Annotated in this window: 23 protein-coding genes and 1 pseudogene; 16 read left to right on the forward strand and 8 right to left on the reverse strand. The window is 60.5% G+C overall.

The annotated features are described in order from the left end of the window. Positions 1 to 166: 166 nt before the first annotated feature. The 16 genes from hutU to ACA043_RS01880 all read left to right on the forward strand — a co-directional run bounded on the left by hutU (position 167) and on the right by ACA043_RS01880 (position 20734). Positions 167 to 1852 carry a urocanate hydratase gene (hutU, locus tag ACA043_RS01805; protein ID WP_497618180.1) on the forward strand — a complete coding sequence of 562 codons (1686 nt, stop codon included), beginning with the start codon at positions 167 to 169 and terminating at the stop codon, positions 1850 to 1852. Between the two features lie 132 nt (positions 1853 to 1984). Beyond that, on the forward strand, positions 1985 to 3457 hold the full coding sequence (locus ACA043_RS01810) for a purine-cytosine permease family protein (protein ID WP_401270385.1): 1473 nt from the start codon (positions 1985 to 1987) through the stop codon (positions 3455 to 3457). A 69-nt stretch (positions 3458 to 3526) separates the two neighbouring features. Next, positions 3527 to 4495: an ABC transporter substrate-binding protein gene (locus ACA043_RS01815; RefSeq protein WP_187678854.1), complete on the forward strand. Its 969-nt coding sequence runs from the start codon at positions 3527 to 3529 to the stop codon at positions 4493 to 4495. Between the two features lie 70 nt (positions 4496 to 4565). Continuing rightward, on the forward strand, positions 4566 to 5417 hold the full coding sequence (locus ACA043_RS01820) for an ABC transporter permease (protein WP_042557230.1): 852 nt from the start codon (positions 4566 to 4568) through the stop codon (positions 5415 to 5417). Beyond that, the gene (locus tag ACA043_RS01825; protein ID WP_187678853.1) at positions 5414 to 6244 is read left to right on the forward strand and encodes a quaternary amine ABC transporter ATP-binding protein; all 831 of its coding nucleotides are present in this window, start codon (positions 5414 to 5416) and stop codon (positions 6242 to 6244) included. The genes ACA043_RS01820 and ACA043_RS01825 overlap by 4 nt, the downstream gene beginning before the upstream one ends. Before the next feature lie 175 nt (positions 6245 to 6419). Continuing rightward, positions 6420 to 7943, forward strand: a complete 1524-nt coding sequence (hutH, locus tag ACA043_RS01830; protein WP_497658508.1) for a histidine ammonia-lyase — start codon at positions 6420 to 6422, stop codon at positions 7941 to 7943. Positions 7944 to 8060: 117 nt separating this feature from the next. Continuing rightward, positions 8061 to 9593 (forward strand): histidine ammonia-lyase, encoded by a 1533-nt coding sequence (hutH, locus tag ACA043_RS01835; RefSeq protein WP_497658509.1) that lies wholly within the window; start codon positions 8061 to 8063, stop codon positions 9591 to 9593. A 102-nt stretch (positions 9594 to 9695) separates the two neighbouring features. Further along, positions 9696 to 10901, forward strand: a complete 1206-nt coding sequence (hutI, locus tag ACA043_RS01840) for an imidazolonepropionase (RefSeq protein WP_497658510.1) — start codon at positions 9696 to 9698, stop codon at positions 10899 to 10901. A 10-nt stretch (positions 10902 to 10911) separates the two neighbouring features. Continuing rightward, positions 10912 to 11715, forward strand: a complete 804-nt coding sequence (gene hutG / locus ACA043_RS01845) for an N-formylglutamate deformylase (protein WP_497658511.1) — start codon at positions 10912 to 10914, stop codon at positions 11713 to 11715. A gap of 110 nt (positions 11716 to 11825) precedes the next feature. After that, positions 11826 to 12797, forward strand: a complete 972-nt coding sequence (gene pip / locus ACA043_RS01850) for a prolyl aminopeptidase (protein WP_187678848.1) — start codon at positions 11826 to 11828, stop codon at positions 12795 to 12797. Next, a complete protein-coding gene (gene dtd, locus ACA043_RS01855; RefSeq protein WP_497658512.1) occupies positions 12794 to 13231 on the forward strand; it encodes a D-aminoacyl-tRNA deacylase in 438 nt (145 codons plus the stop codon). Before pip ends, dtd begins: the two co-directional genes overlap by 4 nt. Before the next feature lie 351 nt (positions 13232 to 13582). Continuing rightward, a complete protein-coding gene (locus tag ACA043_RS01860) occupies positions 13583 to 15367 on the forward strand; it encodes a glucan biosynthesis protein G (protein ID WP_489879715.1) in 1785 nt (594 codons plus the stop codon). Continuing rightward, positions 15360 to 17930, forward strand: coding sequence for a glucans biosynthesis glucosyltransferase MdoH (gene mdoH, locus ACA043_RS01865; RefSeq protein ID WP_497616099.1), 2571 nt, complete (start codon positions 15360 to 15362; stop codon positions 17928 to 17930). Before ACA043_RS01860 ends, mdoH begins: the two co-directional genes overlap by 8 nt. A gap of 189 nt (positions 17931 to 18119) precedes the next feature. Next, a complete protein-coding gene (locus tag ACA043_RS01870) occupies positions 18120 to 18917 on the forward strand; it encodes a transporter substrate-binding domain-containing protein (protein ID WP_187678844.1) in 798 nt (265 codons plus the stop codon). 130 nt (positions 18918 to 19047) lie between these two features. Continuing rightward, entirely contained in the window at positions 19048 to 20007 is a 960-nt protein-coding gene (locus ACA043_RS01875; protein WP_497616101.1) for an amino acid ABC transporter permease, read from the forward strand. Then, positions 20000 to 20734 carry an amino acid ABC transporter ATP-binding protein gene (locus ACA043_RS01880; RefSeq protein WP_401270415.1) on the forward strand — a complete coding sequence of 245 codons (735 nt, stop codon included), beginning with the start codon at positions 20000 to 20002 and terminating at the stop codon, positions 20732 to 20734. Before ACA043_RS01875 ends, ACA043_RS01880 begins: the two co-directional genes overlap by 8 nt. Positions 20735 to 20888: 154 nt before the next feature. On the opposite strand, the gene ACA043_RS01885 is transcribed toward ACA043_RS01880, so the two are convergent. The 8 genes and pseudogenes from ACA043_RS01885 to hisI all read right to left on the reverse strand — a co-directional run bounded on the left by ACA043_RS01885 (position 20889) and on the right by hisI (position 25869). After that, positions 20889 to 21761 (reverse strand): methyl-accepting chemotaxis protein, encoded by an 873-nt coding sequence (locus ACA043_RS01885; protein ID WP_401270428.1) that lies wholly within the window; start codon positions 21759 to 21761, stop codon positions 20889 to 20891. Next, positions 21744 to 22805, reverse strand: a pseudogene (locus ACA043_RS01890) (methyl-accepting chemotaxis protein); the annotation flags it as partial. The gene ACA043_RS01885 and the pseudogene ACA043_RS01890, both read right to left, overlap by 18 nt. A gap of 84 nt (positions 22806 to 22889) precedes the next feature. Beyond that, on the reverse strand, positions 22890 to 23597 hold the full coding sequence (locus tag ACA043_RS01895) for a 16S rRNA (uracil(1498)-N(3))-methyltransferase (RefSeq protein WP_187679578.1): 708 nt from the start codon (positions 23595 to 23597) through the stop codon (positions 22890 to 22892). Continuing rightward, a complete protein-coding gene (gene tatC / locus ACA043_RS01900; RefSeq protein WP_497616105.1) occupies positions 23594 to 24385 on the reverse strand; it encodes a twin-arginine translocase subunit TatC in 792 nt (263 codons plus the stop codon). Before tatC ends, ACA043_RS01895 begins: the two co-directional genes overlap by 4 nt. Then, complete coding sequence (gene tatB, locus ACA043_RS01905) at positions 24382 to 24825, reverse strand: Sec-independent protein translocase protein TatB (RefSeq protein ID WP_489879720.1); 444 nt, start codon at positions 24823 to 24825, stop codon at positions 24382 to 24384. Before tatB ends, tatC begins: the two co-directional genes overlap by 4 nt. Positions 24826 to 24835: 10 nt before the next feature. Next, positions 24836 to 25117, reverse strand: coding sequence for a twin-arginine translocase TatA/TatE family subunit (locus ACA043_RS01910; protein WP_095187470.1), 282 nt, complete (start codon positions 25115 to 25117; stop codon positions 24836 to 24838). A gap of 25 nt (positions 25118 to 25142) precedes the next feature. Further along, positions 25143 to 25475: a phosphoribosyl-ATP diphosphatase gene (locus tag ACA043_RS01915; protein WP_007909355.1), complete on the reverse strand. Its 333-nt coding sequence runs from the start codon at positions 25473 to 25475 to the stop codon at positions 25143 to 25145. Further along, on the reverse strand, positions 25468 to 25869 hold the full coding sequence (gene hisI, locus ACA043_RS01920) for a phosphoribosyl-AMP cyclohydrolase (protein WP_007909357.1): 402 nt from the start codon (positions 25867 to 25869) through the stop codon (positions 25468 to 25470). The genes ACA043_RS01915 and hisI overlap by 8 nt, the downstream gene beginning before the upstream one ends. Between the last annotated feature and the right edge of the window lie 67 nt (positions 25870 to 25936).

The following is a 25936-nucleotide window of genomic DNA, read 5'->3' on the forward strand; positions in this document are numbered from 1 at the left end:
GCCGCTTGATTGCATATGCTTGTATGTACAAGTAAAGACGTATGCGTATAAGTCCGCAGCGTCCACTGATTCGCTTGTCGCGCATTGAAGCGCACAGGCTGCTTGCCCACTGCCAGGGTTGGTTTGAATTGATCGCTGAGGAGTCTTTTTCGTGACTGACAACAAGATGACCACTGCTACTAACTTTACGAAGCACCGTGACGTCGAAATCCGTGCATCGCGCGGCACCAAGCTGACCGCCAAGAGCTGGCTGACCGAAGCGCCGCTGCGCATGCTGATGAACAACCTCGACCCGGAAGTCGCCGAGAACCCGAAAGAGCTGGTGGTCTACGGCGGTATCGGTCGCGCCGCGCGTAACTGGGAGTGCTACGACAAGATCGTCGAGAGCCTGACCAACCTGAACGACGACGAGACCCTGCTGGTGCAATCCGGCAAGCCGGTCGGCGTGTTCAAGACTCACAGCAACGCCCCGCGTGTACTGATCGCCAACTCCAACCTGGTTCCACACTGGGCGAGTTGGGAGCACTTCAACGAACTCGACGCCAAAGGCCTGGCCATGTACGGCCAGATGACCGCCGGCAGCTGGATCTACATCGGCAGCCAGGGCATCGTTCAGGGCACCTACGAAACCTTCGTTGAAGCTGGCCGTCAGCACTACAACGACAACCTCACCGGCAAGTGGGTCCTGACTGCAGGTCTGGGCGGCATGGGCGGTGCTCAGCCTCTGGCCGCAACCCTGGCCGGCGCGTGCTCGCTGAACATCGAATGCCAGCAGGTCAGCATCGATTTCCGCCTGAAAAGCCGTTACGTCGACGAGCAAGCCACCGATCTCGACGACGCGCTGGCGCGCATCGCCAAGTACACCAAAGAAGGCAAAGCGATCTCCATCGCCCTGCTGGGTAACGCGGCTGAAATCCTGCCGGAACTGGTCAAGCGCGGCGTGCGCCCGGACATGGTCACCGACCAGACCAGCGCCCATGACCCACTCAACGGCTACCTGCCGGCCGGCTGGACCTGGGACGAATACCGCGCCCGCGCCAAGACCGAACCGGCCGCTGTGATCAAAGCCGCCAAGCAGTCGATGGCCGTGCACGTCAAAGCGATGCTGGAATTCCAGAAGCAAGGCATCCCGACTTTCGACTACGGCAACAACATCCGTCAGATGGCCCAGGAAGAAGGCGTCGAGAACGCATTCGACTTCCCGGGTTTCGTACCGGCTTACATCCGTCCGCTGTTCTGCCGTGGCATCGGCCCGTTCCGCTGGGCGGCGCTGTCGGGTGATCCGCAAGACATCTACAAAACCGACGCCAAGGTCAAAGAGCTGATCCCGGACGACGCCCACCTGCACAACTGGCTGGACATGGCCCGCGAACGCATCAGCTTCCAGGGTCTGCCGGCACGTATCTGCTGGGTTGGCCTGGGCCTGCGCGCCAAGCTCGGTCTGGCGTTCAACGAAATGGTCCGCAGCGGTGAGTTGTCGGCGCCGATCGTGATCGGTCGCGACCACCTCGACTCTGGCTCGGTGGCCAGCCCGAACCGTGAAACCGAATCGATGCAGGACGGTTCCGACGCCGTGTCCGACTGGCCACTGCTCAACGCTCTGCTCAACACCGCGAGCGGCGCGACCTGGGTTTCCCTGCACCACGGCGGCGGCGTCGGCATGGGCTTCTCCCAGCACTCGGGCATGGTGATCGTCTGCGACGGTACTGACGAAGCGGCCGAGCGTATCGCCCGCGTGCTGCACAACGACCCGGCCACCGGTGTCATGCGTCACGCCGATGCCGGTTACCAGATCGCCATCGACTGCGCCAAGGAACAGGGCCTGAACCTGCCGATGATTACCGGTAAATAAACGCAAAAACCCTGTAGAAGCTGCCGAAGGCTGCGATCTTTTGATCTTCAAAAAGATCGCAGCCTCGTTTCACTCGACAGCTCCTACAGGGGTACGAACCAACCCAGAATAACAATCCACAGAGGTTGAACCATGGCTGTCAGTCCCGATCGTGCAGGCAACAAACCGTTGATCGAAAGGCGTTCGATCGACTACATCCCGGAAGCGGAAAGACACGGTCGTCTGTTCAGCCAATTCACCCTGTGGATGGGTGCCAATCTGCAAATCACGGCGATTGTCACCGGGGCGTTGGCCGTGGTGCTGGGCGGTGATGTGTTCTGGTCGTTGATCGGTCTGTTGATCGGTCAACTGCTGGGCGGCGGGGTGATGGCGCTGCATGCGGCGCAAGGGCCGAAGCTTGGCCTGCCGCAGATGATCTCCAGCCGCGTGCAGTTCGGGGTTTATGGCGCAGCCATCCCGATCGTGCTGGTGTGCCTGATGTACCTGGGCTTCACCGCAACGGGCACGGTGCTTTCCGGCCAGGCGTTGGGCCAGTTGTTTGGCGTCAGCGACAGCATCGGCATTCTGATTTTCGCCAGCGTCATCGTACTGGTGACGGTGATGGGTTATCGGGTCATCCACTGGATTGGCCGTGTCGCCAGCGTCATTGGCGTGATTGCGTTCGTTTTTCTGTTCTGGCGCCTGATGAGCCAGACCGACGTCGGCGCACTCCTGCAAATCCGTCACTTCAGCTGGAGCAGTTTCCTGCTGGCGGTGTCACTCGCGGCGTCCTGGCAGATCGCTTTCGGCCCTTATGTGGCTGACTATTCGCGCTACCTGCCGAGCAAGACGTCAGCGGTGAAAACCTTTTTCGCCGCCGGCGCCGGTTCGGTGATTGGCGCCCAAGTGGCGATGATCCTTGGTGTGTTTGCTGCCGCTTCGGCCAACGGCCAGTTCGCCGGCCATGAAGTGGCTTACATCGTCGGTCTGGGCGGAACCGGTGCCACCGCTGCGCTGCTGTACTTCAGCATTGCGTTCGGCAAGGTGACCATCTCGACGCTGAACTCCTACGGCAGCTTCATGTGCATCGCCACCATCATCAGCGGTTTCAAAGGCCATCTGCAGGTCTCGCGCATGCAGCGTCTGGTGTTCGTGCTGTTCATCGTCGGCGCGGCGACCCTGATCGCGTTGCTCGGTCAGCACTCGTTCCTCGGTGCGTTCAAGTCTTTCATCCTGTTCCTGCTCGCGTTCTTCACGCCGTGGAGCGCGATCAACCTGGTGGACTACTACTGCATCACTCGCGAGCGCTATGACGTGCCGGCGCTGGCCGATCCGAACGGTCGCTATGGCCGCTGGAACCTACTCGGTATCAGCGTTTACGTCTTCGGGGTACTGGTGCAATTGCCGTTCATCTCCACCAAGTTCTATACCGGTCCGCTGGTGGCCGCTCTCGGTGATGTGGATATCTCCTGGATCATCGGTCTGCTGCTGCCTGCCGCCGTGTATTACGTGTGCGCAAAAAAATGGCACAGCCCAGTGCCCGATCAACTGATTCTGCCGGTCGAGCAGGACAGCGTTGTACAACCTAAAACAAGTGGGGCCGTTCGCGCTGCGGCGCAGGCCTGATTGGACGTGGACAGGGCTGGATGCCTCTTGACTGCCGTAAGCCAATTCATGATTAGGAGCGTCGCAACAATGAAATCGAACAAGACCCTGCTGACTACATTGCTGTCCATGGGCCTGTTGGCCAGCGCTGGCGCAACTCAAGCCGCCGGCTGGTGCGAATCGGGCAAACCGGTGAAATTCGCCGGTCTGAACTGGGAAAGCGGCATGCTGCTGACCGACGTGCTGCAAGTGGTGCTGGAAAAAGGTTATGACTGCAAGACCGACAGCCTGCCGGGCAACTCCATCACCATGGAAAACGCCCTGAGCAGCAACGACATTCAAGTGTTCGCCGAAGAGTGGGTCGGCCGCAGCGAGGTCTGGAACAAGGCCGAGAAGGCCGGCAAAGTCGTCGGCGTTGGCGCCCCTGTAGTGGGCGCTATCGAAGGCTGGTACGTGCCGCGTTACGTGATCGAAGGCGACGCCAAGCGCAAACTTGAACCGAAAGCCCCTGACCTGAAAAACATCGCTGATCTGGCCAAGTACTCTGCTGTGTTCAAGGACGCCGAAGAGCCCTCCAAAGGCCGTTTCTACAACTGCCCGGCCGGCTGGACCTGCGAGCTGGACAACAGCGAAATGCTGAAAAGCTATGGTCTGGAAAGCAGCTACACCAACTTCCGTCCGGGCACCGGCCCGGCGCTGGATGCGGCGGTTCTGTCGAGCTACAAGCGTGGCGAGCCGATCCTGTTCTACTACTGGTCGCCAACCCCGCTGATGGGCCAGGTCGATCTGGTCAAACTGGAAGAAAAACCGGGCGTCGACAAGCGCGTGACGATCAAGGTCGGCCTGTCCAAGACCTTCCACGAGCAAGCCCCGGAGCTGGTGGCCGTGCTGGAGAAGGTCAACCTGCCAATCGACCTGCTCAACCAGAACCTCGGCCGCATGGCGAAGGAACGTATCGAGTCGCCAAAACTGGCGAAAATCTTCCTCAAGGAACATCCTGAAGTCTGGCACGCATGGGTGAGCGAAGACGCAGCCAAAAAGATCGACGCGGCCTTGTAGGTCCAGCTTCTCCGGCTGCCGGCCACGGCAGTCGGATGCTTGATCGCAACCCCTTGATTGAGAGTCTCTTATGTTTCCCGAAAGCTTTACCTTTTCCATCGCCGACTGGGTCAACGGTTGGGTCGATTCCCTCGTCACCAACTATGGTGATGTGTTCCGCCAGATCTCGGACACCCTGCTGTGGGCCATCGTCAATCTTGAAGGCCTGCTGCGTGCAGCGCCGTGGTGGTTGATGCTGGCAATCGTCGGTGTCGTCGCCTGGCACGCAACGCGCAAAGTGGTGACCACGGCGGTGATCGTCGGTCTGCTGTTCCTCGTTGGCGCTGTCGGCCTGTGGGACAAACTCATGCAAACCCTGGCGCTGATGATGGTCGCGACGATCATTTCGGTGCTGATCGGCATACCGTTGGGGATTCTCTCGGCGCGCAGCAATCGCCTGCGTTCGGTGCTGATGCCGCTGCTCGACATCATGCAGACCATGCCGAGCTTCGTGTACCTGATCCCGGTGCTGATGCTGTTCGGTCTGGGCAAGGTGCCGGCGATTTTCGCGACCGTGATCTACGCCGCGCCACCGCTGATTCGCCTGACCGATCTGGGCATCCGGCAGGTCGACGGCGAAGTCATGGAAGCGATCAACGCCTTCGGCGCCAACCGCTGGCAGCAACTGTTCGGCGTGCAACTGCCGCTGGCCCTGCCGAGCATCATGGCCGGGATCAACCAGACCACCATGATGGCCCTGTCGATGGTGGTGATCGCCTCGATGATCGGCGCCCGTGGCTTGGGTGAAGATGTGTTGGTGGGGATTCAGACCCTCAACGTCGGACGGGGTCTTGAGGCCGGTCTGGCGATCGTGATTCTCGCAGTGGTCATCGACCGCATTACTCAGGCATATGGTCGGCCACGGCATGAGGTGAGCAAATGAGCAACGCAACCGTGAGCAAGATCGAAGTCAAAAACGTCTTCAAGATTTTCGGCAACCGCGCCAAGGACGCCTTGGCCATGGTTGGCCAGGGCAAGACCAAGGATCAGGTGCTGAACGAAACCGGTTGCGTGGTCGGGGTCAACGACCTGTCGCTGAGCATCGGCACCGGCGAGATCTTCGTGATCATGGGCCTGTCCGGCTCCGGCAAGTCGACGCTGGTGCGCCATTTCAATCGCCTGATCGACCCGACCAGCGGCGCGATCCTGGTCGACGGCGTGGACATCCTGCAATACGACATGGAAGCCCTGCGCGAATTTCGCCGGCACAAGATCAGCATGGTCTTCCAGAGCTTCGGCCTGCTGCCGCACAAGACTGTGCTCGACAACGTCGCCTACGGCCTGAAAGTGCGCGGCGAGAGCAAGCAACTGTGCGCCGAACGGGCGCTGCACTGGATCAACACCGTGGGCCTCAAGGGCTACGAAAACAAATACCCGCATCAGCTTTCCGGCGGCATGCGTCAGCGTGTCGGCCTGGCCCGTGCCTTGGCGGCGGACACTGACATCATCCTGATGGACGAAGCGTTCAGCGCGCTGGATCCGCTGATCCGCGCCGAGATGCAGGACCAGTTGCTGGAACTGCAAAAGACCCTGCACAAGACCATCGTCTTCATCACCCACGACCTCGACGAGGCCGTGCGCATCGGCAACCGCATTGCGATCCTCAAGGACGGCAAGCTGATTCAGGTCGGTACGCCGCGCGAGATCCTGCATTCGCCGGCGGATGAGTATGTCGACCGGTTCGTGCAGCGGCGTGCGGCGGTGGTTTGACAGATTTTGTGGTGAGGGGATTTATCCCCGATGGGCGGCGAAGCCGCCCCTCAGGATTGCATGCGGTGTACCTGAAGCAGCCGGGCTGCATATTTGGGGCGGCTTCGCCACCCATCGGGGATAAATCCCCTCACCACAGGATTTCCGCATCAACAGAATTGGCATGAGGTTTTAGATGTCCCAGGCTGAAAAAATCGTGATCACCGGCGACCATCTGCGTTGGCAGGACGTGGTCGCCGTCGCACGGCACGGCGCGCAACTTGAGCTGTCGGGCGAGGCCTGGGCGCGCATCGAAAACGCTCAGGCCATCGTCCAGCGCATTGTCGTCAGCGGCGAGCGCGCTTATGGCGTCAACACCGGTCTGGGCGGGTTGTCCAACGTCTCGCTGAAAGACGAACAACTCAGCCAGTTGTCGCGCAACACCTTGCTCAGCCACGCCTGCGGCGTCGGCCCGGTACTGCCTGACGAACAGACCCGCGCCATCCTCTGCGCGGCGATCCGCAACTTCAGCCAAGGCAAATCCGGCCTGCACCGCCGGGTCGTCGAAGCACTGTTGGCACTGCTCAATCGCGGCATCACCCCGCAGGTTCCGTCGCAAGGCTCGGTGGGCTACCTGACCCACATGGCGCACATCGGCATTGCGCTGCTGGGCGTGGGCAATGTCAGCTATCGCGGGCAGATTGTTTCTGCACAACAGGCCTTGGCAGAAGAGGGCCTGCAACCGGTGCAACTCGGCGCGAAAGACGGTTTGTGTCTGGTCAACGGTACGCCGTGCATGACTGGCCTCAGCTGTCTGGCCATCGCCGATGCCACGCGTCTGCTGCAATGGGCCGACGTCATCGGCGCCATGAGTTTCGAAGCTCAGCGTGGTCAGATCGATGCGTTCGATGCCGAGATCATTGCGCTCAAACCGCACCCGGGCATGCAGCAGGTTGGCGTCAATCTGCGCGCGTTGCTTGATGGCAGTGAAGTGATCGCGTCGAGCAAAGGCATTCGCACTCAAGATGCCTTGAGCATTCGTTCGATCCCGCAGGTTCATGGCGCCGCGCGCGATCAAATCGAGCACGCAATCAAACAGGTCGAAGCCGAACTCAACGGCTGCACCGACAACCCGTTGCTGTTGGGGACACCGGACGATTTCCGCGTCATGTCGCAAGCCAATCCGCACGGCCAATCGGTAGCGATGGCCGCTGATCTGCTGGCGATCGCCGTGGCGGAAATCGGCTCGATTGCCGAGCGCCGTCTCGATCGTCTGGTCAACCCGCACGTCAGCGGTTTGCCAGCGTTTCTGGTGGCCAATCCGGGGGTGAACTCGGGGATGATGATCGTGCAATACGTCGCCGCGTCGCTGTGTGCGGAAAACCGCCAATTGGCGCAACCGGCGGTGCTCGACAACTACGTCACCTCCGGTTTGCAGGAAGACCATCTGAGCATGGGTACCAGCGCCGCGCTGAAGCTGCATCGCGCGCTGGAAAACTGCACGCAGATCCTCGCCATCGAATATCTGCTGGCGGCCCAGGCGTTTGAATTCTTGAAAGCGCAGCGCTTTGGCGCGGGCACCGATATCGCGTGGCGCCTGCTGCGTGAGAAAGTCCCGGCCTACGATCAGGACCGCTGGCTGGCGCCGGATATCGCCGCCGCTGCGAGCGTTTTGAAAGACCCGAATTTGCTGCACAACGTATTACCGAATTTGCACTGATTTCTTAAACGCCAGCGTGCCAAGGCGCGGATCGCCCAAAAAGCGAAATGCGACGGATAACGGAATGCTCCGGAGCGACTGGCGAGCCAATAACAATCTCTCAAAAGGAGCATTTAAATGACTGCGCTAAACCTGATCCCCGGCCAACTGAGCCTGGCTCAACTGCGTGACGTTTTTCAAAACCCGGTCAAGCTGACCCTCGACAACAGCGCATCGCAGCAGATCGAAGCCAGTGTGGCCTGCGTCGAACAGATCCTCGCCGAGAACCGCACCGCCTACGGCATCAACACCGGGTTCGGCCTGCTGGCCTCGACTCGTATTGCCAGCGAAGACCTGGAAAACCTCCAGCGCTCGCTGGTGTTGTCCCACGCCGCCGGCGTCGGTCAGCCGATCAGCGATGACTTGGTGCGTCTGATCATGGTGCTCAAGGTCAACAGCCTCAGCCGTGGTTTCTCCGGGATTCGTCGGCAGGTGATCGATGCGCTGATTGCGCTGATCAATGCCGAGGTCTATCCGCACATTCCGCTGAAAGGTTCGGTGGGTGCTTCCGGTGATCTGGCGCCGTTGGCGCACATGTCGCTGGTGCTGCTGGGCGAGGGCAAGGCGCGTTACAAGGGCGAGTGGATGGAAGCGACCGAGGCGCTGAAAGTCGCCGGCCTGACGCCGCTGACGCTGGCGGCGAAAGAAGGTCTGGCGCTGCTCAACGGGACTCAGGTGTCGACTGCGTTTGCCTTGCGCGGTCTGTTTGAAGGTGAGGATCTGTTTGCCGGTGCGATCGCGTTGGGCGGTCTGACCGTTGAAGCGGTGCTCGGCTCGCGCTCGCCTTTCGACGCGCGTATTCACGCCGCCCGCGGCCAGAAAGGCCAGATCGACGCCGCCGCCGCTTACCGTGATTTGCTCGGTGAGCGCAGCGAAGTTTCCGACTCGCACCAGAACTGCGACAAGGTCCAGGATCCGTACTCCCTGCGCTGCCAGCCGCAAGTCATGGGCGCCTGCCTGACCCAGTTCCGTCAAGCGGCTGAGGTGCTGGCGGTCGAAGCCAACGCCGTGTCAGATAACCCGTTGGTGTTCGCCGCTGAAGGCGATGTGATTTCCGGCGGTAACTTCCACGCCGAACCGGTGGCCATGGCCGCTGACAACATGGCCCTGGCCATCGCTGAAATCGGCTCGCTGAGTGAACGCCGCATCTCGCTGATGATGGACAAGCACATGTCGCAACTGCCGCCATTCCTGGTGGCCAATGGCGGGGTCAACTCCGGTTTCATGATCGCCCAAGTGACGGCGGCGGCACTGGCCAGTGAAAACAAGGCGTTGTCCCACCCGCATTCGGTGGACAGCCTGCCGACCTCGGCCAACCAGGAAGACCATGTGTCCATGGCCCCGGCTGCCGGCAAACGCTTGTGGGAAATGGCCGAGAACACTCGCGGGATTCTCGCGGTGGAATGGCTCGCGGCGGTACAGGGCCTGGATCTGCGTAACGGCCTGAAGACTTCGGCGAAGCTGGAAAAGGCCCGGGCGATTCTGCGTCAGGAAGTGCCGTTCTATGAGAAGGACCGGTTCTTTGCGCCGGACATCAATGCGGCAACTGAGTTGTTGGCTTCGCGGTGTTTGACTGAGCTGGTTCCGGCGAAATTGCTGCCTAGCCTGTAAGAGCCTCTTCGCGAGCAGGCTCGCTCCCACAGTTGGAATGCGTATCCCTGTGGGAGCGAGCCTGCTCGCGAAATCGATTTTGAATAGTGTGGAGACTAAGGGATGAAAACCCTCTGGCAACACTGCCACGTCGCAACCATGGCGCAAGGCGTCTACTCGATCATCGAGGACGCGGCCATCGTGACGTCCGGTGCGCATATCGAGTGGATCGGCCCGCGTCATCAACTGCCCTCCGGCGAATACCCGGCGGTCAATGATCTGCAAGGCGCGTGGGTTACCCCCGGCCTGATCGATTGCCACACCCACACCGTGTTCGGCGGCAACCGCAGCGGCGAATTCGAAAAGCGCCTGCAAGGTGTCAGCTACGCCGAGATCGCGGCGCAGGGTGGTGGCATTGCCAGTACCGTACGCGCCACTCGTGAAGCAACCGAAGACGAACTGTTCGCCAGCGCCGCCAAACGCCTGAAAAGCCTGATGCGCGACGGCGTGACCACGGTGGAAATGAAGTCCGGCTACGGTCTCGATCTGGCCAGTGAGCGCAAAATCCTCCGGGTCATCCGTCGCCTGGCAAAAGAGCTGCCGATCAGCGTGCGCAGCACCTGCCTGGCCGCCCACGCGTTGCCACCGGAATACAAGGATCGCGCCGACGACTACATCGATCACATCTGCGCCGAGATGCTGCCAGCGCTGGCCGCTGAAGGTCTGGTCGATGCCGTGGATGCCTTCTGCGAATACCTGGCGTTCTCGCCGGAGCAAGTCGAGCGCGTGTTCATCAGCGCGCAAAAACTCGGTCTGCCGGTGAAACTGCACGCCGAGCAATTGTCGTCGCTGCACGGCTCCAGCCTGGCCGCGCGCTACCACGCGTTGTCCGCCGATCACCTGGAGTTCATGGACGAAGCCGACGCCATCGCCATGGCCGCATCCGACACCGTCGCGGTGCTGCTGCCGGGCGCGTTCTACTTCCTGCGTGAAACCCAATTGCCGCCAATGGACGTCCTGCGCAAGCACAAGGTGAAGATCGCCATCGCCAGCGACCTCAACCCCGGCACCTCGCCGGCATTGTCCCTGCGCCTGATGTTGAACATGGCCTGCACCTGCTTCCGCATGACCCCGGAAGAAGCCTTGGCCGGCGCGACGATTCATGCCGCGCAAGCGCTGGGCATGGCCGACACTCACGGCTCACTGGAAGTCGGCAAGGTCGCGGATTTTGTCGCCTGGCACATCGATCGTCCGGCGGATCTGGCCTATTGGCTCGGTGGTGATCTGGACAAACGCGTCGTGCGTCACGGCGTTGAATCAAGTCTGTAGGAGAGCGGTTGTGGATAAGGTTCTGAGCTTCAAACAAGGTCGCGTGCCGCTGCTGATCAGCATGCCCCATGCCGGTGTACGTCTGACCCCGGTGGTCGAGGCCGGCCTGATTGGCGACGCGAAAAGTCTGCCGGACACTGACTGGCATATTCCGCAGCTCTACGACTTTGCCGAAGAACTGGGCGCCAGCACGCTGGCGGCCGAGTACTCGCGTTTCGTCATCGACCTCAACCGGCCGTCCGACGACAAGCCGCTGTACGCCGGCGCCACCACCGGGCTATACCCGGCGACGCTGTTCGACGGTATCCCGTTGTTCAAGGAAGGGCTGGAGCCGTCGAAAGAAGAACGCGCGACATATCTGGAGCAGATCTGGACGCCGTATCACCGCACCTTGCAAGAGGAGCTGGCACGGCTGAAGGCCGAGTTCGGCTATGCGCTGCTGTTCGATGCACACTCTATCCGTTCGATCATCCCGCACCTGTTCGACGGCAAATTGCCGGACTTCAACCTCGGCACCTTCAACGGCGCGAGCTGCGATCCGCAACTGGCCGCGCAACTGGAAGCGATCTGCGCGCGTCATGGCGATTACAGCCATGTGCTCAACGGTCGCTTCAAGGGCGGCCACATCACCCGCCATTACGGCAACCCGGCCGAGAACATCCACGCCGTGCAACTGGAACTGGGGCAGAGCACGTACATGGAAGAGTTCGAACCGTTCCGCTATCGCGCCGATCTGGCCGAGCCGACACGGGTGGTGCTCAAGGAGTTGCTGCAAGGCTTCATCGCCTGGGGCAAATCCCGCTACAGCGCATAAACCTCTTTCTGTGGGGGCATGCTCATTGACGTAAATCGGGTTTATGATGCCCAACGGCAGAATAATAGAAGTCCCCCCAGGGATGACCTCGACCCCTTACGGAGCGCGCAATGCAGACTTTGTTTCCGCAGATCAAACCACACGCCCGGCACGATCTGGCTGTCGATGACACGCATACGCTGTACGTCGACGAAAGCGGTTCGCCGGAAGGCTTGCCGGTCGTGTTCATCCACGGCGGCCCCGGTGCCGGGTGCGATGCACAGAGCCGCCGTTATTTCGATCCGAACCTGTACCGCATTGTCACCTTCGACCAGCGCGGCTGCGGACGCTCCACCCCGCACGCCAGCCTGGAAAACAACACCACCTGGGATCTGGTCGCCGACCTTGAGCGAATCCGCAAACACTTGGGCATCGACAAATGGGTGCTGTTCGGCGGCTCGTGGGGTTCGACCCTGGCACTGGCCTACGCGCAAACCCATCCGGAGCGCGTTCACGGTCTGATCCTGCGCGGGATCTTTCTCTGCCGTCCGCAGGAAATCGAGTGGTTCTACCAGGCCGGTGCCAGCCGTCTGTTCCCCGATTACTGGCAGGACTACATTGCGCCGATCCCAGTGGACGAGCGCGACGACCTGCTCAACGCTTTCCACAAGCGCCTGACCGGCAATGATCAGATCGCCCAGATGCACGCGGCCAAAGCCTGGTCGACCTGGGAAGGGCGCACCGCGACCCTGCGGCCGAACCCGCTGGTGGTCGATCGTTTCTCCGAACCGCAGCGCGCCTTGTCGATTGCGCGGATCGAATGCCACTACTTCACCAATAACGCCTTCCTTGAACCGAACCAACTGATTCGCGATATGGGCAAGATCGCCCATCTGCCCGGCGTGATCATCCACGGCCGTTACGACGTGATCTGCCCGCTCGATAACGCTTGGGAATTGCACCAGGCCTGGCCGAACAGTGAGCTGCAAGTGATCCGCGATGCCGGCCACGCTGCGTCCGAACCGGGTATCACCGACGCATTGGTACGTGCCGCCGGTCAAATGGCCCGACGCCTGCTCGACCTGCCGCCCGAAGAAGCATGAAGGGGCTTTTACAACGCGTGCGTGGCGCGCGAGTCGAAGTGGCGGGAGAGGTGGTTGGCGCGGTAGATCACGGTTTGCTGGTGCTGGTGGCGGTCGAACCCGACGACACGCGTGCCAGCGCCGACAAACTTCTGCATAAGCTGCTTAACTATCGGGTATTCAGCGACGCCGAGGGCAAGATGAACTTGTCCCTCGCGGACGTTAGCGGCGGGCTGTTGCTGGTCTCTCAGTTCACCCTCGCGGCCGACACCAAAAGCGGGTTGCGGCCGAGCTTTTCGACCGCCGCCCCTCCGGCGCTGGGCGAGGAATTGTTCGACTATCTATTGAGCAAAGCGAAACAGGTGCATGGCACTGTGGCATCAGGTAGATTCGGCGCCGATATGCAGGTGCATTTGGTCAACGATGGCCCTGTTACCTTTTTGTTACAGACCTGAAAGCACCTGAAACACCTTTTTAGGAAATTTCGACTGTTTTTAGGGTGTTTTCGCGATAAATACTTTGTTACCCCTGATGCGTTGTCACGCGGGCTACTAGATAATCGCGCGCTATGGGGATCAGCGTTCGTTGGTCCATTTTTGACTTAGGTAGAGACTTGTCTGGATCCGATTGGGGAATCATTTTGCCCTAGCGGAGTCGGAACAATGCTCGCCAACTTGGCAAGGGTGCTCTGGTAGGTCGGCTTTTCAATGCCGATACCTTTAAAGACACTTCATCTGGCCGTTGGTTTTTTGATCTGTTTTCGGCGAGGGTTGCTCGTGATCGTTAGTCCCTGTAATGCAGCAAAAATGTCTGCCAAACGCATGCGAAGTGCCCTGGTAGCGGGTTCGGCGCTCCTGTGCCTGCTCAGCGCCGGTCAGCTTTGGGCGTTCAATCTTGACGATGTATCCGCCAAGGCTAAAGAGCTGGCCGGGCAGAAGTTCGAAGCCCCGCGCAGCAACCTGCCGAACGAGTTCCGCGACATGAAGTTCGCGGATTATCAGAAAATCCGTTTCCTCACCGAAAAGGCTGAGTGGGCTGATCAGAAGACGCCGTTCAAACTGTCCTTCTATCACCAGGGTATGCACTTCGATACACCGGTGAAAATCAACGAAATCACGGCGAACACCGTCGAAGAGATCAAATACGATCCGACGCGTTTCGATTTCGGCGATTTGAAATTCGATCCTAAAGCCACCGAACAACTGGGTTATGCCGGTTTCCGTGTGCTGTACCCGATCAACAAAGCCGACAAGCAAGACGAAATCATGACCATGCTCGGTGCGAGCTACTTCCGCGTTGTCGGCAAGGGTCACACCTACGGTCTGTCGGCCCGTGGTCTGGCGGTCGATACCGCGCTGCCGTCGGGTGAAGAGTTCCCGCGTTTTCGCGAATTCTGGATTCAACAGCCGAAGCCGGGCGACAAGCACCTGGTGATCTTCGCTCTGCTGGATTCGCCGCGTGCCACCGGCGCCTACCGTTTGATCCTGCGTCCGGGCAGCGACACCATTGTCGACGTCAAGGCGCAGATGTTCCTGCGTGACAAGGTCGGCAAACTGGGCATCGCGCCACTGACCAGCATGTTCCTGTTCGGCGCCAACCAGCCGTCGAAAGTCCTCAACTATCGTCGTGAGCTGCACGACTCCAGCGGTCTGTCGATCCATGCCGGCAACGGCGAGTGGATCTGGCGCCCACTGAACAACCCGAAACATCTGGCCGTGAGCAACTTCAGCGTCGAGAACCTGCGTGGTTTCGGTCTGCTGCAACGTGGCCGTGACTTCAGCCACTACGAAGACCTCGACGACCGCTACGACAAGCGCCCAAGCGCCTGGATCGAACCGAAGGGTGACTGGGGCAAAGGCACCGTCGATCTGGTCGAAATTCCGACTGCCGACGAAACCAACGACAACATCGTTGCGTTCTGGAGCCCGGAAAAAATGCCGGAGCCAGGCCAGCCGCTGGACTTCGCTTACCGCATGCACTGGACCATGGACGAAGCGGCGATTCACGCGCCGGACAGCGCCTGGGTTGCGCAGACTCTGCGTTCCACCGGTGACGTCAAACAATCGAACCTGATCCGTCAGCCGGACGGCAGCGTTGCCTATCTGGTCGACTTCGAAGGCCCATCGCTGGCCGCTCTGACTCCGGATGCCGACGTGCGCAGCCAGGTCAGCGTTGGCGACAACGCCGAACTGGTCGAGAACAGCGTGCGCTACAACCCGGAAACCAAGGGCTGGCGCTTGACCCTGCGGATGAAGATCAAGGACGCGAGCAAGTCGACCGAGATGCGAGCCGCCCTGGTGCAGCCAATCGTGACCGCTGATCTGGCCAAATCTTCGGTGCCGGCGTCCAACTCGTCCGTCGCCAAGGCCGACAAGGTTGCCGCCAAGCAGCAAGAGAAGCTCGACAAGGAAGCCAAGGCCGCCGAGGCCAAACAGGCCGACGCCAAGCCAGTTGCAGATGCCAAGGACAAGGCCAACAAAGACGCCAAGCAGCCAGTCGCTGCGGACGCGGCCCCAGCCACACCGGAATCGGCGCCGACTGAAGAAGTCCTGACCGAGACCTGGAGCTATCAGTTGCCTGCCGATGAGTAACTCTCAAGTACAGCCAGAGACTCTGTCCGAGTATCTGGCGCATCTGCCGATGACCGACCAGCAGCGCGCGGAACTCGCGGGTTGCCAGTCGTTCAGCGAGCTGCATCAACGCCTGTCGTCCTCGACGTTCGACGCCCCCACCGAAGCCGCCCAGGCTTCGGTGGGCAAGCGCCTGACCCTGAGCACCGCCGAAGAGCTTGAAGAGGCGGAAATGCTGGTGCTCGACGCCAGCGGTCGAGTCAGCCTCAAGGCCACACCGCCGATTCGTCGGACCAAAGTCGTTCCGGAGCCATGGCGCACCAATATTCTGGTGCGTGGCTGGCGCCGTATGACCGGCCGTACCAATCCACCGCAACCGCCGAAGGACGAGAACGTCCTGCCGGCCGCGCGCTGGCGCACTGTCGGTTCGATCCGCCGCTACATTCTGTTGGTGTTGATGCTCGGCCAGACCATCGTTGCCGGCTGGTACATGAAAGGCATCATGCCGTACCAGGGCTGGTCGTTCGTCGATCTGGACGAAGTCCTGCACCAGCCGCTGCTGCAAACCGCCACGCAAGTGCTGCCGTATGCGCTGCAAACCAGCATTCTGATTCTGTTCGGGATTCTGTTCTGCTGGGTGTCGGCCGGTTTCTGGACGGCACTGATGGGCTTCCTCGAGTTGCTCACCGGTCACGATAAATATCGCATTTCCGGCAAAAGCGCCGGCAACGAGCCGATTGCCAAAGACGCTCGTACCGCGCTGGTCATGCCGATCTGCAACGAAGACGTGCCACGGGTATTTGCCGGTCTGCGCGCAACGTTTGAGTCGGTCGCTGCTACCGGTGATCTGGATCGCTTCGACTTCTTCGTGCTCAGCGACAGTAACGACACCGACATCTGCGTGGCCGAGCAACAGGCCTGGCTGGACGTCTGCCGCGAAGCCAAGGGCTTCGGCAAGATCTTCTATCGCCGCCGTCGCCGTCGCGTTAAGCGCAAGAGCGGCAACCTCGACGACTTCTGCCGTCGTTGGGGTGGTGATTACAAGTACATGGTCGTCCTCGACGCTGACTCCGTGATGAGCGGTGAGTGTCTGACCAGTCTGGTGCGTCTGATGGAAGCTACGCCGGACGCCGGGATCATCCAGACCGCGCCGCGTGCGTCGGGCATGGACACTCTGTATGCGCGCATGCAGCAGTTCGCCACTCGCGTTTATGGGCCGCTGTTCACCGCCGGTCTGCACTTCTGGCAGTTGGGCGAATCCCACTACTGGGGTCACAACGCGATCATCCGCATGAAGCCGTTCATCGACCACTGCGCCTTGGCGCCGTTGCCGGGCAAGGGCGCGTTTTCCGGTGCGATTCTGTCTCACGACTTCGTTGAAGCCGCGCTGATGCGTCGTGCCGGTTGGGGCGTGTGGATTGCCTACGACCTGCCAGGCAGCTACGAAGAACTGCCGCCGAACCTGCTCGACGAACTCAAGCGTGACCGTCGCTGGTGCCACGGCAACTTGATGAACTTCCGTCTGTTCCTGGTCAAAGGCATGCACCCGGTACACCGCGCGGTGTTCCTCACCGGCGTGATGTCGTACCTGTCGGCGCCGTTGTGGTTCTTCTTCCTGGTGTTGTCGACTGCGCTGCTGGCGGTGAACACGCTGATGGAGCCGCAGTACTTCCTTGAGCCGCGTCAGCTCTATCCGCTGTGGCCACAATGGCACCCGGACAAGGCGATCGCGCTGTTCTCGACGACTATCGTGCTGTTGTTCCTGCCGAAACTGTTGAGCATCATTCTGATATGGGCCAAGGGCGCGAAAGAGTTCGGCGGCAAGTTCAAGGTAACGCTGTCGATGCTGCTGGAGATGCTGTTCTCCATGCTGCTGGCGCCGGTGCGGATGATTTTCCACACCCGTTTCGTGCTGGCCGCGTTCCTCGGCTGGGCCGCGACCTGGAACTCGCCACAGCGTGACGACGACTCCACACCGTGGAGCGAGGCGGTCAAACGCCACGGCCCGCAGACCCTGCTGGGCTTCTGCTGGGCGCTGTTGGTGATCTGGCTGAACCCGAGCTTCCTGTGGTGGCTGGTACCGATTGTCGGTTCGCTGATGCTGTCGATCCCGGTGTCGGTGATTTCCAGCCGTGTCGGTCTGGGCCTTAAATCCCGTGACGAGAGCCTGTTCCTCATCCCTGAGGAATACAATCCGCCACAGGCGCTGCTGGCGACTGATCAGTACACCCACGAGAACCGTTGGCATGCGCTGAATGACGGCTTTATCCGTGCAGTGGTCGATCCGCAGCAGAACGCCTTGGCGTGCTCGCTGGCGACTTCCCGTCACGGTCAGGCCGAGCCGATCGAATGGCTGCGTCAGGAGCGTGTTCGTCACGCGATCAAGGTTGGCCCTGCCGGGTTGAATAATCATGATCGTCTGCAACTGCTGAGCGACCCGGTTGCGCTGGCGCGCTTGCATGAGCAGGTCTGGGGCGAAGGTCACGCCGAGTGGCTGGACGCATGGCGGGCTTCGGTGAAAGCCGATCCGCATGCGCCGTTGCTGCCGCTGCGACCGGTGAGCATGCAAGCTCAACCGGCCTGATAAGAAGCCCCGCGAAAGCGGGGTTTTTTTTGCCCTGACGACAGCGGGCGCTGATCTGCAATCGATCAAAAAACCTTGTGCAAACGAACGAGTGCGTTAGCATCCGTCCCCGAATTGGCGCACCCGGGCATTTTTGCCCGTCTCTGTTGGTTTTCGCGCCGCAAACGCAATGGTTTTGGGGACTTGAAGATGAAGAAGTATCTGTCGATGCTGCTGGTCGGCGTCACGGCACTGGTTGCAGTCACTGCGGCGCAGGCTGGCGCAATTGATGAAGCGGTCAAGCGCGGCACGTTGAAAGTCGGTATGGATCCGACCTACATGCCGTTCGAGATGACCAACAAGCGCGGCGAGATCATCGGCTTCGAAGTCGACATCCTCAAAGCCATGACCAAAGCCATGGGCGTCAAGCTGGAGCTGGTTTCGACCGGCTACGACGGCATCATCCCGGCGCTGATGACCGACAAGTTCGACATGATCGGCAGCGGCATGACCCTGACTCAGGAACGCAACCTGCGCCTGAACTTCAGCGAGCCGTTCATCGTCGTCGGCCAGACCCTGCTGATCCGCAAGGAACTGGAAGGCACCATCAAGTCGTATAAAGACCTGAACACCGCCGACTACCGCATTACCTCAAAACTCGGCACCACCGGTGAAATGGTCGCCAAGAAGCTGATCTCCAAAGCCAAGTACCACGGCTACGACAACGAGCAGGAAGCCGTGCTCGACGTGGTCAACGGCAAGGCCGACGCCTTCATCTACGACGCGCCATACAACGTTGTCGCGGTAAACAAGGTCGGCGCCGGCAAACTGGTGTTCCTCGACAAGCCCTTCACCTACGAGCCACTGGCCTTCGGTCTGAAGAAGGGTGACTACGACAGCCTCAATTTCATCAACAACTTCCTGCACCAGATCCACGAAGACGGCACCTACGATCGCATCCATGACAAGTGGTTCAAGAGCACCGAGTGGCTCAAGGACATGGAATAACGCCGGTCTGCAAGACCGCGTTACCCCTTTCGCGAGCAGGCTCGCTCCCACATTGGAATGCATTTCAAATGTGGGAGCGAGCCTGCTCGCGAAGAGGACCTTGTAAGCAACACCAATCCCGGAACCTGCAATGAAACATAAAAAAGCCCAATGGCCCTGGCACGTCCTCACCGTGCTGGTGCTGATCGGCCTGGCCGGTGCGTTGTATTACGCCACGTCGCTGATGTCCTACGAATGGCGCTGGAATCGCGTGCCGCAGTACTTCGCCTATCAGGCCGAAGAAACCCAGCGTGCCGCCGACATTTCCACCGTCACCGAACTGGTGCGCAAGGGCGGTAGCGCGCAAGTCACTCTGCGCAACGATGCCGGTGACGAGCAGCACCTGACCGTCGACGAGAACAGCCTGCAATTCGCTCAGGGCGACGATGTGGCCGAAGGCGACGTCGTGGGTGTCACTCGGCATTGGGCGGCAGGGCCGCTGTTGTGGGGGCTGTGGACGACGCTTTGGCTGTCGGTGGTCTCCGGCATTCTCGGTTTGTTGATCGGCCTAGTCACCGGGCTGTGCCGCTTGTCGAGCAACCCGACTCTGCGCGACCTGTCGAGCATCTACGTCGAACTGGTACGCGGCACGCCGCTGCTGGTGCAGATTTTCATTTTCTACTTCTTCATCGGCACGGTGATGAACCTGTCCCGGGAGTTCGCCGGGATCGCCGCGTTGTCGCTGTTCACCGGCGCCTACGTTGCCGAGATCATCCGGTCCGGCGTGCAGTCGATTGCCCGTGGCCAGAACGAAGCCGCGCGTTCGCTCGGTCTGAGCGCTGGCCAGTCGATGCGCCATGTGGTGCTGCCACAAGCGTTCAAACGCGTGCTGCCGCCACTGGCCGGGCAGTTCATCAGTCTGGTCAAGGACACCTCGCTGGTGTCGGTGATCGCCATCACCGAGCTGCTGAAAAGCGGCCGTGAAGTCATCACGACTTCGTTCTCGCCGTTCGAGATTCTGTTCTGCGTGGCCGGTCTGTACCTGTTGATCAACCTGCCGCTGTCGAAAATCGCCAGCCGGCTTGAGCGGAGGCTCGCGCAAAGTGATTGAAGTCCGCGATCTGGTAAAAGTCTTCGACACCCGTGGCCAGGTAGTGCGCGCGGTGGATAACGTCAGCACCAAGGTGGCCAAGGGCGAAGTACTGGTGGTGATCGGCCCGTCCGGTTCCGGCAAGTCGACGTTCCTGCGTTGCCTCAATGGCCTGGAAGAGTTCGATTCGGGTTCGGTGAGCATCGACGGTCTGCAACTGGCCGACCCGAAAACCGACGTCAACGCCTACCGCCGCGAAGTCGGCATGGTGTTCCAGCATTTCAACCTGTTCCCGCACATGACCGTGCTGGAAAACCTTTGTCTGGCGCAAAAAGTCGTGCGCAAGCGCGGCAAGAAAGAGCGCGAGGCGAAGGCCATGGAATTGCTGAAAAAGGTCGGTATCGCGCAGAAAGCCAACGAGTTTCCGTCACGCCTGTCCGGCGGTCAGCAGCAGCGCGTGGCGATTGCCCGGGCGCTGGCGATGGAGCCGAAGGTGATGCTGTTCGATGAGCCGACCTCGGCCCTCGACCCGGAAATGGTCGGCGAAGTACTGGATGTGATGAAGAACCTGGCCGTGGAAGGCATGACCATGGTCTGCGTCACCCACGAAATGGGCTTCGCCAGGGAAGTGGCAGATCGGGTGCTGTTCTTCGATCACGGCAAGTTGCTGGAAGATGCGTCGCCGGCGGAGTTCTTTGATGCGCCGAAGGATCCGCGCGCTCAGGCTTTTCTACGCCAGGTCCTGTAACTTCGGCGTCCTCTCGGACGCCATCGCTGGCAAGCCAGCTCCCACAGTGAATCGGCTGAACACAAACTTTGTGATCGACTACAAACCTGTGGGAGCTGGCTTGCCAGCGATAGCATCACCTCGGTCCACAGTGAACCGAGGCAGATGAATCACCTCAAACCTTGAATCGCCCCACCAGCGTCTGCAGATGCGTCCCCAGCCGCGCCAGCTCAACGCTGGACGCTGCCGTCTCTTCACTCGCCGCCGATGTCTGATCCGACACATCGCGCACATTCAGCACGCTACGGTTGATCTCTTCCGCCACCGCGCTCTGCTGCTCTGCCGCCGCAGCGATCTGCTGGTTCATCGCCTGAATCGCCGAAACAGTGCGGGTGATGCTTGCCAGCGAGCCACCGGCCCGACGGGTCAGCTCAACGCTGCTGTCGGTCAGGGTGCGGCTGTTGTCCATGATCGTCGCCACTTGCTGGGTGCCGTTTTGCAGGCCGACGATCAGCTCTTCGATCTCTTCGGTGGACTTCTGCGTGCGCTGGGCGAGGCTGCGTACTTCATCGGCAACCACGGCGAAACCACGACCGGCCTCACCGGCACGCGCCGCCTCGATGGCCGCGTTGAGCGCCAGCAGGTTGGTTTGCTGGGCCACGGATTTGATTACGTCGAGGACGCTGCCGATCTTGTCGCTTTCGCGCTTGAGTTCGCCCATGGCTTCGGTGGAGTGACCGACTTCAACGGCCAGACGCTCGATCTGCGCAATGGCTTCGCCGACGACTTTGTCGCCTTCGCGGGCCTGTTGGTCCGCAGCGACAGCGGCTTCGGAAGCCTCTTCAGCGTTGCGCGCAACTTCCTGCACGGTGGCAGCCATTTCGTTCATGGCGGTGGCGACCTGATCGGTCTCGATTTTCTGATTGTTGACCCCGGCGCTGGTTTGCTCGGTCACGGCGGACAGCTCTTCGGCGGCACTGGCGATCTGGGTGACGCCATCGCTGATCCCGCCGATCAACTCGCGCAGGCCTTGGGTCATGCTCTGCATCGAACGCTGCAACTGGCCAAGTTCGTCGCGGCGCAACGAGACCAGGTTGTGGGTCAGGTCGCCGGCTGCGACGCGCTCGGCGACTTTCAGGGTCTGGTTCAGCGGAATGATGATTTGCCGCGTGATCGCCCAAGCCGCCAGCAGGCCGAAGGCCAAGGCCAGCAGGGTGGCGATCAACAGCATGTTCTTGGCGTGGGCGGCATCGGTGTCGCGCACGATAGTTTGCGAAGCCGTCAGCTTCTTGCTGAGGTCGATCAAGATGTCGCCCTGAGCGGACATGCGCGCGAGTGACTTGGCATTGGTGACCTGCGAATCGCGGAACTGAGCGACCGCCGCGCGATAGGCTTTGATCGAATCGGTGGCCTGTTGCAGGTTGGCGATGTGTTGTTCCGGCAGTTTCGACGACAGGCTTTCAAGATTTTTGAGGGCATTGTCGATGGCATTCAGTGCCGGTTGCTCTGCTTCAGCCTTGCCGCTGTAGGTGTAGCCGCGCACTTGATAACGCGCCTGCTGGAGCAGTTTGCTCAGTTCGATCACGCTGTTGAACTGCGCGACGCTGTCACCTTGCAGCAAGGATTTTTCAACTTCCGATACCTTTGCCACGGCGTTGTCGGCGCTGGCGCCCAGCTTGCTGCGGGCGTCTTCGCGCTGGACGGTGGCTTGAGTCATGTCGGCAAAAGCACGTTTGTAATCGGCAACGGCGGCCAATTGCTGATCGACCATGGCGGCGTCGGATGGTTGTTCAATCAGGCCGCGTGCGGTTTGCAGGCCGCTGTCGAGTTTGTTCAGCAACTCGTTGACCGCGCCCGGGCCTTGTTCGCCACGGCGTGCGTCATAGTCCACGCGCGCCAGGCGCAGGTCTTTGGTCAGCTCGTTGAGGCTGGATATGAAACCGAGCTTGTCGCCACGGCTGATGATGCCGCTCATGCCGGTCCAGCCGGTAAAGGTGATCAACAGCGTCAGCACCAGCACCAGGCCGAAACCGATTCCCAGTTTGCGTTTGACGCTGACGTTTCCAAGACTCTCGGCTAACCAACGGTACATGCGACGACTCCCTCAGACCACTCATTGGACTTATGGGAACTGTATCGGCTGCGTGATGGCATTCTGTAATGCCATCTGTCCTGGCTAGAAGAGGCGGGCGAGGAGGGCGGTGACGGCGGTTTCGACGCGCAGGATGCGTTCGCCCAGTTGCACCGGTTGCAGGCCGGATTTGGCCAGCAGATCGATTTCGTAAGGAATCCAGCCACCTTCGGGGCCGATGGCCAAAGTCACCGGTTCGCTCAATGCGCGCGGGCAGGGCGGATAGTTACCGGGATGGCCGACCAGACCGAGTGTGCCTTCAGTAATCGCTGGCAGGCGGTCTTCGACAAACGGCTTGAAGCGTTTCTCGATGATGATTTGCGGCAGCACCGTATCCCGCGCCTGTTCGAGGCCGAGGATCAGCTGTTCGCGGATTGCGTCAGGTTCGAGAAACGGTGTCTGCCAGAAACTCTTCTCGACCCGATAGCTGTTGACCAGAATGACCTTTGACACACCCATGGTCGCCACGGTCTGGAACACCCGACGCAGCATTTTTGGACGCGGCAGGGCCAGTACCAAGGTCAGCGGCAGTTTGGCCGGTGGCGGCTGATCGACGCTGACGCGTAGTTCAGCTTCACCAGCCTCCAGCCGCAAAAGCTCAGCCGAACCCATCAGCCCATTGATGCGACCGACCCGCAGGCTGTCACCCACTTGCGAGCGATGAACTTCCTGCATGTGCGTCAGGCGTCGATCACGCAGCACCACACGGTCGGCCGCAATGAAGTCGGCCTCTTCGAGCAGCAGCAGGTTCATGCCTGGGTCGCTGGCGGCTGGTCGTTGTGATCGTCGGCCGGATTTTCATCCGGACGTTCGCGCTTGCTGACCAGACCACCGAACAGAATGCCGATTTCAAACAGCATCCACATCGGCACGGCCAACAGGGTCTGCGAGAAAATGTCCGGCGGCGTGAGGATCATGCCGACCACGAAGCAGCCAATGATCACGTACGGACGGATCTTTCTCAGGTATTGGACATCGACCACACCGATCCACACCAGCAGCACAACGGCCACCGGGATCTCGAACGCCACGCCGAAGGCGAAAAACAGCGTCATGACGAAATCGAGATAGCTGGCAATGTCGGTCATCATTTCCACGCCGGCCGGGGTGGCAGCGGCGAAGAACTTGAAGATCAGCGGGAACACGAAGTAATAGGCGAAAGCCATGCCGGTGTAGAACAGCAGGATGCTGGAGACCAACAGTGGCACCGCGATGCGCTTCTCATGCTTGTACAGGCCCGGCGCGATGAAGCCCCAGATCTGATGCAGGATCACCGGAATCGCGAGGAACAGCGAGACCATCATCGTCAGCTTCAGTGGCGTCAGGAACGGCGACGACACGTCGGTGGCGATCATCGTCGCGCCGACCGGCAGGTACTGACGCAGCGGCGTCGAGACGAAGGTGTAGATCTGCTGGGTGAAGGCGAACAGCCCGGCGAAGATGATGAAGATCGCCGCCACACAACGCAGCAGGCGGGTGCGCAACTCGGTGAGGTGCGAAACCAGCGGCATATGCTGGTCGTTTTCTGGGAGATCGCTCATGGGGCTCGCGGCGGCAGTGTAGGGTCGTGAGGGGCCGGCGCGGTCGGCGCGACGGTAGGAGCAATGTGTTCAACCGAAGTAGGTGTCACGGCCGGTGCCGGCTCGGTGGCAGCTACAACCGGGGCAACTGCGGCAGGCGCATGAATCGTCTGCTGTCCAACATGCTCGACTTCAACCGGAGTCGGCTCTTGCTGAACCGGATTGAAAATCTTCCGTGCCTCCTGCTCCAACGACAGAATGTGCTCGTTGTGCAGTTGCCGACGAATCTCGTCGGCACCGATTTCACGTTCAACTTCCTGTTTGATCGCGTTGAAGCTGCGCTTCAACCGTCCGACCCACAGGCCGGCGGTGCGTGCAGCGCCCGGCAGACGCTCGGGGCCCAGCACCAGCAGGGCAACGAGGCCGACGAGCAGCAGTTCAGAGAAGCTGATACCAAACATTAGTCAGTGCTCACACGTCTTTGCGGATCGGCTCTTCGACTTTCTGCGCCTGCACGTCGATGGTGTGCGGCGGGTTGGCCTGAGCGGTGGCTTGCGGCTGTACCGGTGGCACTGGCTGCGCAGGCGTCACGGTAGGATCGGCGGCTGGCTTCTCGTCGTCGTTCATGGCTTTGCGGAAGCCCTTGATCGACTCACCCACGTCGGTGCCGAGGTTTTTCAGTTTCTTGGTGCCGAACACCAGCACCACGACTACCAGAATGACGACCCAGTGTTTCCAGTCAAAAATGCCCATGTTGCTGTTCCTCTCTAATAGTTGTTCAGGCGGACGGGCGCGAGGCTTTCTCGACGTGTCCGGACAGGCCGAAGCGACGATCCAGTTCATCAAGCACAGCCTGTGGATGCTGCCCCAGTTGAGCGAGCATGACCATGCTGTGGAACCACAGGTCGGCGGTCTCGTAGATCACGTCGCTGCAGTCGCCGCTGATGGCGGCGTCCTTGGCGGCAATAATGGTTTCGACCGACTCTTCGCCGACTTTCTCCAGAATCTTGTTCAGACCCTTGTGATACAGGCTGGCGACATACGAGCTGTCGGCCGCTGCGCCTTTGCGCTCTTCGAGCACTTCGGCCAGGCGGGTCAGGGTGTCACTCATGTTTGTGTCCTGCGGAATAGATTGCGTGCGGGTCTTTCAGCACCGGGTCGACCGTTTTCCAGTCGCCGTTTTCGAAGACGCGGTAAAAGCAGCTTTGACGGCCGGTATGGCAAGCGATGTCGCCGATCTGTTCAACCATCAGGATGATCACGTCGGCGTCACAGTCCAGACGCATCTCATGCAAGGTCTGTACGTGGCCGGACTCTTCGCCCTTGCGCCATAGCTTGCCACGGGAACGTGACCAGTAGATTGCACGGTTTTCCGCGGCGGTCAGTTCGAGCGCTTCGCGGTTCATCCAGGCCATCATCAGTACACGTCCGGTCTTGTGATCCTGGGCAATCGCGGGCACCAGGCCGTCAGCGTCCCACTTGATCTCGTCCAGCCAGTTTTTCATCTTCGACTCCGACAGCGAACCCACACTTCAAATAGTTGGGTTCAGGCGTTGAAACAGTGTGCCAGCC

This window comes from Pseudomonas sp. LBUM1648, from assembly GCF_059716145.1.